Below are 15,911 nucleotides of genomic sequence, written 5' to 3' on the forward strand. Positions count from 1 at the left end.
GCTACGACGGGGGACAAAGGCCCCTCAAGGGATTTCGCGGGTCGGATGAGAGGCTCTCGGTCGTGGCGAGACGGTGGAGGCGGGTGCTGACCGACGTCCGCCCCCTCCAGGTGTCCCCGCCGTACCGCCGGCTCTTCCTCGGCAACACCGTCGGGCAGCTCGGCCAGCAGATGACCGTCGTGACCATCGCGGTCCAGGTCTTCACGCTCACCGACTCGTCGTTCGCCGTCGGCCTGATCGGTGTCCTCGGCCTGGTCCCGCTGGTCGGGTTCGGGCTGTACGCCGGCGCGATCGCCGACGCCATGGATCGGCGGCTGCTCGCACTCGTCGCCTCGGCCGGGTCGTGGCTGGTCTCCCTTGTGCTGGCCGCGCAGGCCTTCCTCGGCAACACGAACGTGCTCGTCATCTACACCTGTGTCGTCGTGCAGGCCGCCTGCTACGCCGCCACCAGCCCGGCCCGCGGCGCGATGATCGCCCGGCTCCTGCCGGCCGAGCTGCTGCCCGCCGCCAGCGCGCTCAACTCCGCGTCGTTCAACCTGGGTTTCACGGTCGGCCCGATGCTCGGCGCGCTGCTCATCTCCGTCGGCGGGTTCGAGGTCGCCTACACTGCCGACGCGATCCTGTTCACCGCCACGCTGTACGCGATCTACCGCGTGCCGGCCATGCCGCCGGGCCGGGACAGCCCGCGCGCCGGCTTCCGCTCGGTGCTCGACGGGCTGGGCTTCCTGCGCCGCTCGCCGAACCTGCGGATGACCTTCGTGCTCGACCTGTGCGCGATGGTGTTCGCCCACCCCCGCGCGCTGTTCCCGGCGCTCGGCTACAAGGTCTTCGGCGGTGGGGCCGCGACGGTGGGCATCCTCCAGGCCGCCCCGGCCGTCGGCGCGCTGATGGCGTTCGTCGTGTCCGGATGGATCAGCCGGGTGCGGTGGCACGGCGTCGCGATCGTGCTGTCGATCCTCGTGTACGGCGCCGCGATCGGCTCGGTCGGCCTGGCCGGCTCGCTGTGGCTGGGCGTGGTGTTCCTCTGCATCGCCGGCGCCGCCGACTCGGTCAGCTCGGCGTTCCGCAACACCGTGCTCCAGGTCGCCGCGCCCGACGAGCTGCGCGGGCGGCTGCAGGGCGTGTTCATCGTGGTCGTGGCGGGGGGACCGCGCGCGGGCGACTTCCTCCTCGGCTCGGTCGGCGAGGCGACGTACGAACGGCTGGCGCTGGTCCTCGGCGGACTCGCCTGCATCGTCGGCGTGCTGGTCGCGGTCGCGATCCAGCGCTCCTTCCTGCGGTACGACGCCCTCCGCCCCACGCCCTGAGCGTGACCACGTTCACAACTGGTTGCGAGTGACAACTATCCGGGTATAGTTGCGTGAAGCAACCATTCATCCGGTCCGACTGATCCGAGGTCCCGTGACGTCCACGCCCACCCAGCACGAACCCCTGACCGCCGCGCCCGCGGAGCCGGTGCCGGTCGAGGAGGGCGGCGCGATGACGCACCGCGAGGTGCTCGAGGCGCTCTCCGGCCTGCTGCTCGCGATGTTCGTCGCGATGCTGTCGAGCACCGTGGTGTCCAACGCGCTCCCGGTGATCGTCGCCGACCTCGACGGCACCGAGTCCGGCTACACCTGGGTCATCGTCGCCACGCTGCTGGCGCTGACCGCGACGACGCCGATCTGGGGCAAGCTCGCCGACCTGTTCAGCAAGAAGGTGCTGGTGCAGGTCTCGTTGCTGATCTTCGTGGCCGGCTCGCTGCTGGCGGCGGTGTCGTCGTCGATGGGCATGCTGATCTCCGCCCGCGTCGTGCAGGGCGTCGGTGTCGGCGGCCTCTCGGCGCTGGTCCAGATCGTGATCGCCTCGATCGTGTCGCCGCGCGAGCGCGGCCGGTACTTCGGCTACCTCGGCGCCGTCTTCGCGGTCGCCACGGTCAGCGGCCCGCTCATCGGCGGCCTGATCGTCGACACGTCGTGGCTCGGGTGGCGCTGGTGCTTCGCGGTCGGCATCCCGGTCGCGGCCGTCGCGCTCGTCGTGCTGCAGAAGACCCTGCACCTGCCCACCGTCCGCCGCGAGGGCGTGAAGATCGACTACCTCGGCGCGGCGCTCATCGCCGCCGGCGTCTCCGTGCTCCTGGTCTGGGTGTCGCTGGCCGGCAACCACTTCGGCTGGGCCTCGACCACGACCGCCCTGATGGTCGGCGGCGGCCTGGCGCTGCTCGCCCTGGCCGTGCTGGTCGAGTCCAAGGTGGCCGAGCCGGTGATCCCGCTGCGCCTGTTCAAGGACCGCACGATCACGCTGGCCTCGATCGCCTCGACGATGGTCGGGGTCGCGATGTTCGGCGCCACCGTGTTCCTCTCGCAGTTCTTCCAGCTCGCCCACGGCAAGACCCCGACCGTGGCCGGCCTGATGACGCTGCCGATGGTGGTCGGCCTGCTGCTCTCCAGCATCGTCACCGGCCGGATCATCGCCCGCACCGGCGTCTGGAAGCGCTACCTCGTCGGCGGCTCCGTCCTCCTCGTCGTCGGGCTCGGCCTGCTGGCCACGCTCGACCACACCACGTCGATGGTGACGGCGGGCGTCTCCATGGCCGTGATGGGCCTCGGTCTCGGCGCGGTCAACCAGAACCTCGTGCTCGCGGTCCAGAACGTCGCAGCCCAGCGCGACATGGGCGCGGCCAGCTCGCTCGCCGCGTTCTTCCGCACGATGGGTGGTGCGGCCGGGGTGTCCGCGCTGGGCGCCGCGCTCGGCCACCAGGTCGCCGCGTCGGTGACGTCGGGCCTCGCCGAGCTGGGTATCGCGGTCCAGGGCGAGAGCGGGACGATCCCCGACATGGACAGCCTGCCGGCCCCGGTCCGGGCGGTGTTCGAGGCGGCGTACGGCGACGCGACGGGACACGTGTTCCTGATCGCCGTACCCTTTGCAGTCGTGGCCCTGGTGTGCATCCTGCTGATCCGCGAGACCCCGCTCCGCACCACGATCGCGCGCGCCGACGAGCTCGAGGACGCCCGCGCGTGACCGGCAAGGCCGACCTGCTCCGGGCGGTCGAGGCGGAGGTCGTGGCGATGCTGCGGCGGGCCCGACGGGCCACCACCGACCGGGCCCGGCTCATCGACCCGGCCCTGGCCACGGTCGGCTACCAGGTGCTCGTCGCGCTGCGCGAGAACCCCGGCCTGCCGCAGTCGGCCCTCGTCGAGAAGCTCGACATGGACAAGGGCGCGGTGAGCCGCCAGGTGCACCTGCTGTCCGACCTCGGCCTGGTCGACAAGCACGCCGACCCCGAGGACCGGCGGGCCTGCCTGGTCTCGCTGTCCGAGGAGGGGGAGCGCCGGATGGGCGACCTCGAGCGCGAGCGCCGCTCGGCGTACGTCGCCCGCTTCGACGACTGGACGCCGGACGAGCTGACCGTCCTCGCCGACCAGCTCGCGAAGTACAACCGCACGCTGGAGAAGTAGCGGCGAAGGAGCGGCCCGGAGTCCCGGAGGCTCGGGACCTATGACCCATCCGGGATGCCGCCCGGCAGTCCACCCTTGAGTGCGAGGAGGAACCTGCCATGACCACCCTGATGCCCGCCGAGCTCTCCGTCGAGGAGTGCCGCGACCTGCTGAGCCGTCACGTCGTCGGACGCGTCGCGCTGGCCACTCCCGGGGGACCCCGCATCGTGCCGGTGAACTACGCGATGCACGAGGACTCGATCGTGTTCCGCACCGCGCCGTACTCCGAGCTCGGCACCTACGGGTGGGACACCGAGCTCGCCTTCGAGGTCGACCACATCGACGAGGAGCGGCACACCGGCTGGAGCGTGATCGCGCTCGGCCGCGGCTCGCTCATCGAGGACCCCGGTGAGCTCGCGGAGATCCGCGGCCGCTGGGACCCGCACCCGTGGGCCGGCGGGTCCCGCCAGCTCTACATGCGGATCACCTGGCGCACCCTCACGGGGCGTCGGCTGGCCGGCTGACCCGTCGCCACTAACCTGACCGCATGACGCAGCTGGACCTGCCCGACAACGCGCGGGCCCTGCTCGACGCGGTCGTCGCCATCAGCTCCGACATCGAGCTGCACACCGTCCTCGACCGGATCGTGGTCGCGGCGTGCAAGATCACCGGCGCGCAGTACGGCGCGCTGGGCGTGGTCGGCAACGACCGGACGCTGGTCGACTTCGTGACGCACGGCCTCGACGACGAGCTGCGCGAGAAGATCGGGGACCTGCCCCGCGGCCACGGCATCCTCGGCCTGCTGATCGACCACCCCGAGCCGATCCGGCTGGAGCACCTGCAGCAGCACCCGCGCTCCTACGGCTTCCCCGCGAACCACCCGCCGATGGAGTCGTTCCTCGGCGTCCCGGTGCGCATCCGCGGCACCGTCTTCGGCAACCTGTACCTCACCGAGAAGGACGGCGGCCAGCCGTTCACCGAGACCGACGAGATGCTCGTCGACGCGCTCGCGACCGCGGCCGGCTTCGTCATCGACAACGCCCGCGCCTACGCACGCAGCGAACGCCGCCGGATGTGGCTGGAGGCGTCCGCGCGCGTCACCGAGGCCCTGCAGCCGCCCGTGCACGTCGATGCGGCGCTGCGCGACGTGGCGGTCGCCGCCTGCCGGGTCGCCGAGGCCGTCGCGGTGGCGGTGGTGCAGAGCCGTGACGGCGAGCGCACCGTGACCGCCGTCGAGGGTCCCGGCACCGACCAGGTGCCGCACGTGCTCGTCGCGCTCGACGGCACGCTGGCCCGCTGCGAGGAGCAGGGGGAGCGGCTCGTCGTACCGGCGCCGGAGGGGTCGTCCGGCACCGTCCTGCTGGTGCCGCTGCGCGCCCACCTCGCGGCCGCCGGCGTCCTCCTGGTGCTGCTCGCCTCGGACCGCGGCGCGCTCGAGGGGGAGGAGATCGAGCTGCTCACCTCGTTCGCCGACCAGGCCGGCCTGGCCCTCGACCGGGCCCAGGCGGTGTCGGACCGCGAGGAGCTGCTGCTGGTCGCCGACCGCGACCGGATCGCGCGCGACCTGCACGACCTGGTGATCCAGCGGCTGTTCGCGACCGGGCTCGGGCTGCAGGGCGCCAGCCGGATCGCGGGCGACGAGGTGAAGGCCCGGCTGGCCAGCGCCGTCGACGACCTCGACGTCACGATCCGCGACATCCGGTCCACCATCTTCGAGCTGCAGCACGCCCACAGCGGGTCGCTGCGCGCCGACCTGCGCGGCGTCGTGAAGGAGTACGTCCCGACGCTGGGCTTCACCCCACTGGTGCGCACGACCGGGCCGCTCGACTCGGCGGTGACCCGCGAGCTCGCCGACCAGGTGCTCGCCGTGCTCCGCGAGGCGCTGTCCAACGTGGCCCGGCACGCCCGGGCCGACGCCGCCGTCGTGGAGGTCGAGGCGACGGCGCAGGAGCTGATGCTGACGGTGACCGACAACGGCACCGGGCTGCCGGAGCGGCGCGACGAGAGCGGCCTGCGCAACGTCCGGCGGCGCGCCTCCGAGCACGGCGGTGCCGCACGGCTCCTCCCGGAGGAGCCGCACGGCACGCGGCTGGAGTGGGTCGTCCCGCTCGGGTGAGGAGCCGCGGCGACCGCACTGCTCAGACGTCGTCGTCCACGGGGACGACCAGCACCGGCACCTCGGCGTAGTGCAGGACGGCCCGGGTCACCGACCCGAAGCCGAACCCCTCGAACCGGTGCGTCACCCGCCGGCCGAGCGCCAGCAGCTGGGCGCCCTTCTCGGCCTCCGCGAGCAGCGCCATCGTCGGGTGCTGCGGGGTCAGGATGGAGCGCACCTCGACGTCGGGGAAGCGCTCGCTCCACAGCGTCACCTCGGAGTCGAACCGGCTGCCGACGTCGGCGCTGTCGTGGCTCTCCTGGCCGTGCACCAGCACGAGCGGTACGACGAGCCGCTCCGCGCGCCGGAACGCGAGGTGCAGCAGCCGGTGGTGCGCCCGGTCCGGGTCCAGCCCGACGACGATCGGGAGCTGGGTGTGCTCCTCCTGCTGCCAGCCGCCCGGGACCACCGTGACCGGGACCGGGGACCGGCCGGCCACCGCGACGGCCACGGAGCCGACGAGCAGCCGCGGGATCACCCCGTGGCCACGCTTGCCGACCACCAGCAGGCGGGCGTCGTCGAGGTGGTGCACCAGCATGTCCTCAGCCCGTCCGTCGTACACCGCGGTGACGACGTCCTGCCCGTGGATCCGGGAGGTCGCCCGCTCGAGGTCGCTCTGGGCACGGGCGTGGTGCCGGCCGGTCGCCGTCACGACCCGCAGGCGTGAGCCGACGGTGGCGGCCTCGTGGGCCGCCCATCGCAGCGCGCTGTCGCTGCCCTCGGAACCGTCGACGCCGACGACCACCGACCGGTGGGCCCGAGCCCACGGATCGGTGGTCGTCTGGATCTGCGCCGAGGTCACCGCAGCACCGGGTGCCGGCGGACCAGGTGGGTCTTCGCCCACGCCTTGCCGGCTCCCCAGGTGTCGCCGGCCAGCGTCAGGGCGAGCACCACGAGGACGATCGCACCGATCAGGTGGTCGTCGACGACCGGGTTGTTCTCCAGCGGCAGGGACGCGACGTACATGAGCATGTAGAGCAGCGCGCCCGCGGCCGCGGCGATCCGCATCCCGACACCGGCGAACAGCGCGGCGCCGATGCCCAGCAGGCCGAGCATGAAGAGCCAGTCGACCCAGGTCTGCCCGGCCATGTCGTTGAAGATGCTGTGGAACGGGTTGTTCGCGGGGACACCGAACATGAGGAACCCTTCGGTGGGGCTGCCACCGTTGACCCAGGCGGCCGGACCGAAGCGGTCGAGGGTGCCCTCCTGGTCGTAGCCGGTGTGGAAGCCCAGCGCGAGCAGCTTGTCGAAGAACGCCCAGAGGAAGGTGACTCCGTACGCGATGCGGAGCACCGCGAGTCCCTGCCGGGCGGTCTCGTGCGTGACGATGTCCTTCTCGACGAGGAAAGCACCCTCGTCGACGGGTACGTCGTGACGGTGTCGGATGGTTGTCATGGCCTTTCGCCTCCTGGAGTGTCTTTCTGACAGCTCCAGGCTCGTCCGACCCAAGGTCCCTCAGCGAGGGCCGTGGGGCTCGTCCGGGCGGGACCAATGACCCCTTCTAGAGCCGCGCCCTAGCTCCCCAGCAGCTTGGACGCCAGGACGGCGGCCTGCGTGCGGCGCTCCAGGCCGAGCTTGGCGAGGATGCTCGACACGTAGTTCTTCACGGTCTTCTCCGCGAGGAACATGCGCTCGGCGATCTGCCGGTTGGTGAGCCCCTCGGCGACCAGCGCGAGGATCTTGCGCTCCTGCTCGGTGAGCGACGCGAGCTCCTCGTGCTGCTCGGGGCCGTTGCGCACCCGGTCGAGCACCTTCGCGGTCAGGCTCGGGTCGATCAGCGACTGGCCGGCCGCGACCCGTCGTACGGCGTCGACGAGGTCGGTGCCGCCGATCTGCTTGAGCACGTAGCCGGACGCGCCGGCGAGGATCGCCGCGAACAGCGCCTCGTCGTCGTCGTAGCTGGTCAGGATCAGCGCCTTGATGTCCGGGTCGACCGAGCGCACCTCGCGGCAGGTGTCGATGCCGCTGCCGTCGGGCAGCCGGGCGTCGAGCACCGCCACGTGTGGGCGGAGGGCCGGGATGCGGGCTGCCGCCTCGTGGGCCAGCCCGGACTCGCCGACCACCTCGATGTCGCCCTCGGCCTCGAGCAGCTCGCGCAGGCCGCGGCGGACCACCTCGTGGTCGTCGAGCAGGAACACACGCAGGGTCTCGCTGTCGCTCACGGGGGCAACGCTAGCGCCACGGCCCAGCCGGGGAGGCCGTGACGCGTCAGTTGAACGTCGTGGGGTCGACCGCGATCCAGACGTGCTGCGCGGTGGCGACGACCCGGCCGTCGGCGTCGTACAACGTGCCGGCGGTGAACGACTTCCGCCCGTCGACGCCCAGGCGTCGGCCCACGACCACGTGCGGCTCACCGACGACCGGGAGTGCGTCGACGCGGGCGGTCATCCGGCCGAGCACCATCGGCCGGCCCTCGAGGTCCTCGGACCAGCCGCCCACGCAGTCGAGCGCGGCCCAGGCGACCGCGACCCCGACGTGCTCGACGCTGTCCACCACGTCGCCGTGGTCGGCGAACGCGGCGTGCGGGACCCACAGCGACGCCACCGTGTCGGCCGCGCCGGGGACGGGCCCGGGGTAGACCTGCAGGCCGTCGCCGGGTCCGCGGTCCGTCCCGCAGGCGAAGCAGCCGGGGAACGGGTGCTTCCGCAGTCCGGCGTACGACGCCATCGCCTCCGCGGCGACGTCGGGCGCGACCGCCTCGACCGTCGGGAGCTCGTCGGGGACGAGCCGGGCCTCCGCGACGACCGCGTCGCCGTCGAGCAGACGGGTCGTGGCGCCGTCGGCGGCGACCGCGAGCGCCGTGTCGAGCGGCGGCGGCATCCGTAGGGTGACCTCGACGGCGTGGCCGTCGGTGCCGGCCACCAGGGCGGCGAGCGAGCCGGCGGTGTAGCCGCCGTTGCCGGAGCGGGCCGGACCGCGGAAGCGGTGCTCGATGGTCAGCGTCACTTCTTGATCTTCTCCAGCCGGGCCAGGGCCTCCGCGCGCTCCTCGCCGTGGTCGACGATCGGAGCAGGGTAGCCGTCGGGCAGCCCGCCGGGTGCGGAGGCCGGCTCGTGCACGTGCTGCGGGTCGAGGTGGCGCAGCTCGGGGACCCAGCGCTTGACGTACTCGCCCTGCGGGTCGAACTTCTTGCCCTGGCTGGTCGGGTTGAAGATCCGGAAGAACGGTGCGGCGTCGGTGCCGCAGCCGGCGACCCACTGCCAGTTGTGCTGGTTGGAGGCGAGGTCGCCGTCGACGAGCCACCGCATGAAGTGCCGGGCGCCGTGCTGCCACTCGACGTGCAGGTCCTTGACCAGGAACGACGCCACGATCATCCGCACCCGGTTGTGCATCCAGCCGGTCGCCCGCAGCTGCCGCATCCCGGCGTCGACGACGGGGTAGCCGGTGCGGCCGCGCTTCCACGCGTCGAGCACCGGGTCCGGGTCGTCGTACTGCATGCGCGCGAACTCGGGCCGGAGGTACTCGCGCGCTGTCTCCGGCCGCTGGAACAGCACGTCGGCGTAGAACTCCCGCCAGGCCAGCTCCTTGCGGTAGGTGCCGATCGCCTTGCGGGTGTCGCCGGACAGGTCGGCGAGCATGGTGCGCGGGTGGATCTCGCCCCACTTGAGGTGGATCGACATCCGCGAGGTGGTGTCCTGGTCGGGCCGGTCGCGCCCGGTCTCGTAGTCGCCGAGGTCGCTCGCGACGTACTCCTGCCAACGCCTGCGGGCGGCGCGTTCGCCGGCCTCCGGCAGCTCGATCCCGTCGGGCAGCGCCGGGTCGGGGATGTCGACCCTGTCGTCGAGCGCCAGCCAGTGCACGTCGGTCGGCGGGTCGACCGGCCCGCGCCAGCCGTGCTCGGCCCAGGCGCGGGAGAACGGCGTGTAGACCTTGTACGGCGAGCCGGACCCGTTGAGCACCCGCCCCGGCGCGACGGCGTACGGCGAGCCGGTCCGCACGAGCTCGATCCCGGCCTCCTCGAGCGCCTCCCCGACGTCGGCGTCGCGGCGCCGCCCGTAGGGCCCGTAGTCGGCGGCGATGTGCACGCGTGAGGCGCCGACCGCCCGGGCGGCGAGCACGACCTGGCGGACCGGGTCGCCGCGGACCACGGAGAGACCGGCGCGGCGCTGCCGGAGCGAGGCGTCGAGGGCGCGGAGCGAGGCCGCGAGGTAGGCCCGGCGCGGCACGCCGGCCGGTCCCCACAGGGCCGGGTCGAGCACGAACAGGGGCAGCACCCCCTCGGACTCGCAGGCCTCCAGCAGGGCGGGGTTGTCGCCGAGCCGCAGGTCACGGCGGAACCACATCACGGTGCGCGTGTCGGTCATCGCCTCCACTCTGCCAGCGAGTCCCGGCGATACGTAAGAATGGCCGGGTGAGCGACCTGATCGACACGACCGAGATGTACCTCCGGACCATCTACGAGCTGGTCGAGGAGGGCATCGTGCCCCTGCGTGCCCGCATCGCCGAGCGGCTGCACCAGAGCGGCCCGACGGTGTCGCAGACGGTGTCGCGGATGGAGCGCGACGGGCTGCTCACCGTCGAGGGCGACCGCCACCTCGAGCTGACCGAGGCGGGCCACCGGCTGGCCACCCGGGTGATGCGCAAGCACCGCCTCGCCGAGCGGCTGCTCACCGACGTGATCGGACTCGACTGGGAGCTCGTGCACGCCGAGGCGTGCCGCTGGGAGCACGTGATGTCCGAGACCGTCGAGCGGCGGCTGGTGGAGCTGCTCGGCCACCCGACCGAGTCGCCCTACGGCAACCCGATCCCCGGGCTCGAGGAGCTCGGCGAGACGGCCGGCGAGAACTTCATGTCCGACGTGGAGCCGCTCGACGCCGTGGCCGGGGCCGAGGAGACCCGGGTGATCATCCGGCGGATCAGCGAGGAGGTCCAGAAGGACGAGCACCTGATGGGCGCCCTGCGCCGCGTCGGTGCGCTCCCCGACAAGGTCGTCATCGTCGCCAAGGGCGCCGAGGGCGTGCTGATCGGCAGCGGCGGCGAGACCGCCGAGGTCGACCCCGAGCTGGCCTCGCACATGTTCGTGCGCCGCCTCTGACCGGTCTCGACGGTCAGCCGCCGCCCTCCTGGACGGCCACCTCGGTGGCCACGCCCATCACCGCCGACATCGGCGGCGGGTCGTCGGCACCCACGACCATCTCGAGGTCGCCGATCCACGACAGGTTCACCGCCACGACCCGGTCGCCGGCCAGGGCGAGTCCGACGGCGTGCAGCCAGGCGGTCCCGCACTCGGTGCACACCTCGGGCGCCGGGCTGCTGAACATCCGCCACGTCATGTCACCGCGGTCGACGGTGGTCACGGGCTGGTCGGAACAGGCCGCCAGGTCCTCCCGGGCGGCCGTGTAGGCATCGGCCGCGGCGGCCTCGCTCGGGTACTGCGTGAACGTGGTGATCCCGCGCGCGTTCAGGACGTCGTCCTCGCTGTGTCCGTCGTAGACCTCGACCGTCGCGCCGCGCTCGAGGAACGTGGCCGGGATGGTCTCCCGGCAGTCGTCGCTGCTGACGTCGGCGCGGGACCGGCTCCACGTCGTGCGGAACTCGGTCAGGTGCTCGAAGTCGGCCTGGGCGAGCAGGCCCGCCGCGTGCTGCTCGCCGCACCCGTCCGCGGCGAACACGCACATGGCCTGCACGACCGCCCCGACCGCCCCCTCGGCGCGGCCGGCCGCCTGCCGGATCCCCTGCAGGCTGCCGCCGCCCTCGTTGGCCTCGCTGCTGAGCAGCAGCGCGTTGTTCACCCGGACGGCGACGATGACCTCCATGCCCGGCGGGTACGAGCCGTCGAGCTCGCTGTACCGGGTGATCGTGTACGACGAGTCGCCGAGCGAGCCGGGCTCGACCGTCGTCACGGTGTCGGGTCCGCCGCCCTCGAAGGACTGGCGCGGGCAGCCCTCGTAGAGCGTCACGACCCGGGTCAGCTGGTCGAGCGCGTCGGACTCCGACGTGTAGGTAGTCAGCTCGCGCCCGCGGTAGTCCTCGGGCTGGCTGAACGTGGCGGCGAGCCGGTCCGCGTGGGGAAGGCGCTCGAGCTGCTCGTCGCACGCCTGCATCCCCGTGAACGCCTCCACGTCCGCGGCCGGTCCCTGCCGCTCCTCGTCGACCCCGGCGTCCGCCGGGTAGCCGTCGGCCAGCGGGAAGCCCGCCGGGATCGCGGTGACCGCGTCCGGGTCGACGACCGGGGTCGGGTCCGCCGCGCGGGTCGGGGACGGGCTCGGCGACGGTCCCTGCGAGGCCGGCGGCGGCGCGGGCGCGGTGCGGTCCACGGCGCCGGTCCCGAAGGCGACCCCGCCCACGACGGCCGCGACCGCCAGGGTGGCGGCCGCGCCCTGCAGCGTCGTGCGGCGGCGACGGCGCGCGTCACCACGGCGGCGTACCTCGTCGGCGGGGAGCCGGTCCACGGGCACCTCCTCGGGGTCGCGGCGCCGGAGGGTGTCGAAGGGGTCGGCATGGTTGGCACCTCCGGTCCGGGCGCTGCTGGCAGTGGTGTCGGACAGCAGCTCGGCGAGGGCGGCGCGGCCGCGGGAGAGCCGGGCCTTGACGGTGCCCTCGGTGGCGCCGGTCTCGGCGGCGACGGCCCGCACCGGCAGGTCGCAGAGGTGGTGCAGCACCAGGGCGCGCCGCTGCGGCTCGGGCAGCTGCCGGAGCGCCGCGATCACGGCCACCTGGTCGTCCACCTGCTGCGAGGGCGGTGTCGCGCGGACGGTCGGCTGCAGGGCCCGGTCGGGCGCCCGGCGGCCGCGGAGGGTGCGGCGCCAGCGGCTGACCGCGAGGCGGTACGCCGTCGTGCGCACCCACGCCTCGGGCGCCTGCGCCTTGTCGAGCCGGCCGCGGTGCGACCACGCCCGCACGAACGCCTCCTGCACGCACTCCTGCGCCTCGTCGCGGTCGCCGATCATCGCGTGCAGCTGGTGCACCAGGCGCCCGAACGACGCGGCGTAGAAGTCGTCGAACTCCTCCGCGTCCATGCCTGCCCCCCGTCCGGTCGTGCTCGTCGGTCCCGCTCGTCGTGTCGCTGTCTCGGGAGGTCTACGCCCGGGCGGGCGCCGAGGTTGCGCGGGGAGCGGACATTTCTCAGGTCACCAGGTTGCGCACCCGGTAGGCCGGGTCGAGGTGCTCCTCGCCGGTCATCACGGTGACCAGGTGCTCGACCGCGTCCCACACGTCGGCGTGCGTCACGTAGAGCGGCGCGAAGCCGAACCGCGCGACGTCCGGCGTCCGGAAGTCACCCACCACGCCGCGGGCGATCAGAGCCTGCACGACGCCGTACGCCTCGGGGTGCCGCAGGGACACCTGGCTGCCCCGTCGTGCGTGCTCGCGCGGCGTGATCACCTCGAACGTGTCGCCGAGCCGCGCCTCGACGAGCCGGATGAACAGGTCGGTCAGCGACAGGCTCGTCGCGCGCAGCGCCGCGGGGTCGACGTCGTCGAACACCGAGAGCGCCGCGTCGAGCGCCGACAGCGCCAGCACCGGCGGTGTGCCCGACGCCATCCGCCGGACGCCGTCGGCCGGGACGTGGTCGCGCTGCATCTCGAACGGCGTCGCGTGCCCCATCCAGCCCGTGATCGGCTGGCGCAGCTCGCCCTGGAGCCGCTCCGCGACGTACGCGTAGGCGGGCGAGCCCGGGCCACCGTTGAGATACTTGTAGGTGCAGCCGACCGCGAGGTCGGCGTCGGCGCCGGCGAGGTCGACGGGCACCGCGCCGGCCGAGTGGCAGAGGTCCCACTGCACCAGCGCACCGGCGTCGTGAGCCGCGGCGGTGATGCCGGGCAGGTCGTACATCGCGCCGCTGCGGAAGTCGACGTGGGTCAGCGCCAGCAGCGCGACGTCGTCGTCGAGCGCGGCCACCGGGTCGGCCGGGTCGCACCAGCGCACCTCGAGGCCGAGCAGCTCCGCGACGCCGGCGGCGACGTAGCCGTCGGTCGGGAAGGTGGTCGGCTCGACCACGACGGTACGGCGGCCGGGGCGCAGCCGCGACGCGGCGACCATCGTCTTGAACAGCAGCACGGTCGTGGAGTCCCCGACGTGGACGTCGGAGGACGGGACGCCGATCAGCGCGGCGATCTTCGCACCCACGCGGGCCGGCAGGTTGATCCAGTCGGCGTCGTTCCAGGACGAGATCAGGCCGCGGCCCCACTCGTCGCCGACCACGCGGGCCAGGTGCGGGGCGACGGCGCGCGGCAGGGCGCCGAGCGAGTTGCCGTCGAGGTACACGACGCCGTCCGGGAGGTCGAACAGGTCGGCGGGGTCGCCGTGCCGACCCTCGGTGCGCAGCGGGTCGGCGGCGTCGAGGGCCAAGGCGGTGTCGCGGGAGAGCGGGGACGGGTCGGTCACCCGCCGCAGCCTAGGCCGTGCCGGGGCCCGGGGCGGCTCAGCCGTCGTCGTCGACGAGGTCGAGCTCGCGCAGCCGGTCGCCGGCGCGCACGGTCAGCGCCTCGAACCGGTCGGGCGTGACGTCGTACTTCGGTGCCGAGACGAAGGTCAGCTGGGCCACGGTGCGGCCGATCCGCACGAAGCCGACCCGGAACCGGATCGACTCCTTGTCGGAGATCTCCGTGCGCAGGGCGTAGACCGAGCGGTCGGCGCCGTTCCTCTGGTAGGTGTTCGAGGACACCACGGACGTGGCGAGGTCGCGGTCCTCGCAGTTCGACACGCTGGAGCGGACGCCCGACAGGAACTTACGGGCGGCCTTCTCGTCGCGGAAGCGGCCGTAGGTCTCGCTGAGCCCGAACCGCGCCGGCAGCTTCGCCTGCGGGATCAGGAAGGTGCGCGAACGGGTCTCGCGCGCGCCGGTCTTGCCGAAGTTGGCGCGGTCGCAGGACGTCGCGGCGGGGTTGGGCGTGCCGCTGGTCGCGTCGATACCGACCCACGGGTCGTTGATCCGGCCGACCGGCGGCAGGTCGGCGACCGCGATCATGGCCGGCTCCTCGCCGGAGGGCGGTGGCGGCACGACGGAGTACGCCGGGCGCTTGGCGCAGCCCTCGGAGCCGCTGCGCGCGCACAGCATCGACACCGAGTCGGCCAGCGACTGGGTGATCTCCTCCGCCGGTGGTGGGTCGGCGCCGACCGAGCGGGCGACGGTGGTCGTCACGACGGCCCCGATGCGCGCGACTCCCACCGAGTAGGTGGTGACCGGCTTCTCCCAGACCCGGACCATCAGGACGTTGGCCTCGGCGCCGATGTTGTCGACCCGGTAGGCGTCGAGCAGCTGCAGGCGCGCGAGCCGGCAGCCGGCGTACCAGCCCAGCGTGGTCCGGTAGCCGCGCTTGGCCGCCTTGACCGACTCGGAGATCTCGACGGTCTGGGTGGCCGCGCGGTCGGACTTGCCCGTGGTGGTCTCGAACTCCCGGACGATCGCCGCGAGCCCGTCGGGGTCGGCGTACCGCTGCTGCTGGCAGATGGTGTTGATGCCGTCACCGGCGGTGTTGGCGTGCGTGCGCAGGACCTCCCACTCCTGGGACCGGCCGAGCCGGCGGATCTGGTCCTTGTCGAGCATGTTGTCCGCGGTCGGCAGCTCGGCGACCTTGCTCGTCCGCTCGGTCACCGGCTGGGGGCGCAGCATCCGGAGGTTGCCGTCGGCGGTGACCTGACGGCCGCCGGGCTCGTAGGCGACGGCGCCGGCGCCGATCGCCACGGCGACGGCGACCATCGCGGCGGCGACGGTGTGGCCCTGCCGGCGCTTCTGGCCCTGGCGGCGGATCAGCGGCGCCCGGGGGAGCGTCACCGAGGACGCCGCACCGATGAGCTGGAGCAGCCGGACCCGCACCGCCTCCGCGGGTACGTCGAGCGCCTCCGCGAGCGAGGCCACGCCGGCCGTGAGGTTGCGCTGGGCCACGTCCTGGGTGAGTCCGAGCTCGCGCGCGGCCGCGGGCGCCGGGACGCCGGCGAGCAGGATCAGCAGCACGGCACGGCGCTGCGCGGTGGGGAGCTTGGCGAGGGCGTCGAGGATCCGCCGGTCGTCGTCGGTGATGCCCTTGTTGCGGTGCCAGATGCGACCGGCGTGACGGCGCTGCGCGAGCTGCCAGGCGCGGGCCCGGACCCAGCCCTCGCGGTCGTCGAGCGGACCGACCTTGCGCCACAGGTGCCAGGCGGCGACGTACGCGTCCTTGACCGCGCTCTGCGCGGCGGTCAGGTCACCGGTGAGGAGGAAGGTCTGGAGCAGGAGGGCGCGACGGGTCGCCTGGTAGAAGGAGTCGAAGCTCTCCTCCCGCTGCATGCGTCAGCCTCCCAACACCTCCCCGTGCCGTCCTCAGAACCCCACCACGATAGAAGGTGATCCCACGGGAGGCCGAATCCGCGTGGCCGGGATCACGGCGTGGGTCCGCGGATCGCGCGCCCGGCTCGACCAG

14 protein-coding genes are annotated in these 15,911 nt (G+C 73.2%); 6 read left to right on the plus strand and 8 right to left on the minus strand.

The window, feature by feature from the left end; translation table 11 throughout:
• Positions 1-62: 62 nt before the first annotated feature.
• The 5 genes from ETU37_RS06970 to ETU37_RS06990 all read left to right on the plus strand — a co-directional run bounded on the left by ETU37_RS06970 (position 63) and on the right by ETU37_RS06990 (position 5,532).
• On the plus strand, positions 63-1,307 hold the full coding sequence (locus ETU37_RS06970) for an MFS transporter (RefSeq protein WP_129986533.1): 1,245 nt from the start codon (positions 63-65) through the stop codon (positions 1,305-1,307).
• Between the two features lie 94 nt (positions 1,308-1,401).
• A complete protein-coding gene (locus tag ETU37_RS06975; protein ID WP_338068609.1) occupies positions 1,402-3,000 on the plus strand; it encodes an MFS transporter in 1,599 nt (532 codons plus the stop codon).
• Positions 2,997-3,437: a MarR family winged helix-turn-helix transcriptional regulator gene (locus ETU37_RS06980; RefSeq protein ID WP_129986534.1), complete on the plus strand. Its 441-nt coding sequence runs from the start codon at positions 2,997-2,999 to the stop codon at positions 3,435-3,437. Before ETU37_RS06975 ends, ETU37_RS06980 begins: the two co-directional genes overlap by 4 nt.
• Positions 3,438-3,535: 98 nt before the next feature.
• On the plus strand, positions 3,536-3,940 hold the full coding sequence (locus ETU37_RS06985) for a pyridoxamine 5'-phosphate oxidase family protein (protein WP_129986535.1): 405 nt from the start codon (positions 3,536-3,538) through the stop codon (positions 3,938-3,940).
• Positions 3,941-3,963: 23 nt separating this feature from the next.
• On the plus strand, positions 3,964-5,532 hold the full coding sequence (locus tag ETU37_RS06990; protein ID WP_129986536.1) for a GAF domain-containing sensor histidine kinase: 1,569 nt from the start codon (positions 3,964-3,966) through the stop codon (positions 5,530-5,532).
• 22 nt (positions 5,533-5,554) lie between these two features.
• Here the strand turns inward: ETU37_RS06990 and ETU37_RS23115 are convergent, their stop codons facing one another.
• The 5 genes from ETU37_RS23115 to ETU37_RS07015 all read right to left on the minus strand — a co-directional run bounded on the left by ETU37_RS23115 (position 5,555) and on the right by ETU37_RS07015 (position 9,875).
• The gene (locus ETU37_RS23115; RefSeq protein WP_165372436.1) at positions 5,555-6,373 is read right to left on the minus strand and encodes a universal stress protein; all 819 of its coding nucleotides are present in this window, start codon (positions 6,371-6,373) and stop codon (positions 5,555-5,557) included.
• Positions 6,370-6,966: a hypothetical protein gene (locus ETU37_RS07000; protein WP_129986537.1), complete on the minus strand. Its 597-nt coding sequence runs from the start codon at positions 6,964-6,966 to the stop codon at positions 6,370-6,372. Before ETU37_RS07000 ends, ETU37_RS23115 begins: the two co-directional genes overlap by 4 nt.
• Before the next feature lie 119 nt (positions 6,967-7,085).
• The gene (locus ETU37_RS07005; protein ID WP_240755596.1) at positions 7,086-7,733 is read right to left on the minus strand and encodes a response regulator; all 648 of its coding nucleotides are present in this window, start codon (positions 7,731-7,733) and stop codon (positions 7,086-7,088) included.
• Between the two features lie 46 nt (positions 7,734-7,779).
• Entirely contained in the window at positions 7,780-8,517 is a 738-nt protein-coding gene (locus tag ETU37_RS07010; RefSeq protein ID WP_129986538.1) for a hotdog family protein, read from the minus strand.
• Positions 8,514-9,875 carry a cryptochrome/photolyase family protein gene (locus ETU37_RS07015; protein WP_129986539.1) on the minus strand — a complete coding sequence of 454 codons (1,362 nt, stop codon included), beginning with the start codon at positions 9,873-9,875 and terminating at the stop codon, positions 8,514-8,516. The genes ETU37_RS07010 and ETU37_RS07015 overlap by 4 nt, the downstream gene beginning before the upstream one ends.
• Positions 9,876-9,922: 47 nt before the next feature.
• Here ETU37_RS07015 and ETU37_RS07020 point away from each other — a divergent pair, with 47 nt between their 5' ends.
• Positions 9,923-10,606, plus strand: a complete 684-nt coding sequence (locus tag ETU37_RS07020) for an iron-dependent transcriptional repressor DtxR (RefSeq protein ID WP_129986540.1) — start codon at positions 9,923-9,925, stop codon at positions 10,604-10,606.
• 13 nt (positions 10,607-10,619) lie between these two features.
• Here the strand turns inward: ETU37_RS07020 and ETU37_RS23450 are convergent, their stop codons facing one another.
• From ETU37_RS23450 to ETU37_RS07035, 3 genes are all read right to left on the minus strand, one after another.
• On the minus strand, positions 10,620-12,530 hold the full coding sequence (locus tag ETU37_RS23450) for a SigE family RNA polymerase sigma factor (protein ID WP_206053779.1): 1,911 nt from the start codon (positions 12,528-12,530) through the stop codon (positions 10,620-10,622).
• Positions 12,531-12,636: 106 nt separating this feature from the next.
• Complete coding sequence (gene kynU, locus ETU37_RS07030) at positions 12,637-13,896, minus strand: kynureninase (protein WP_129986541.1); 1,260 nt, start codon at positions 13,894-13,896, stop codon at positions 12,637-12,639.
• A 37-nt stretch (positions 13,897-13,933) separates the two neighbouring features.
• The gene (locus ETU37_RS07035) at positions 13,934-15,778 is read right to left on the minus strand and encodes a SigE family RNA polymerase sigma factor (RefSeq protein ID WP_129986542.1); all 1,845 of its coding nucleotides are present in this window, start codon (positions 15,776-15,778) and stop codon (positions 13,934-13,936) included.
• Positions 15,779-15,911 lie beyond the last annotated feature (133 nt).

The organism is Nocardioides iriomotensis, assembly GCF_004168035.1.
Lineage (GTDB): Bacteria > Actinomycetota > Actinomycetes > Propionibacteriales > Nocardioidaceae > Nocardioides_B > Nocardioides_B iriomotensis.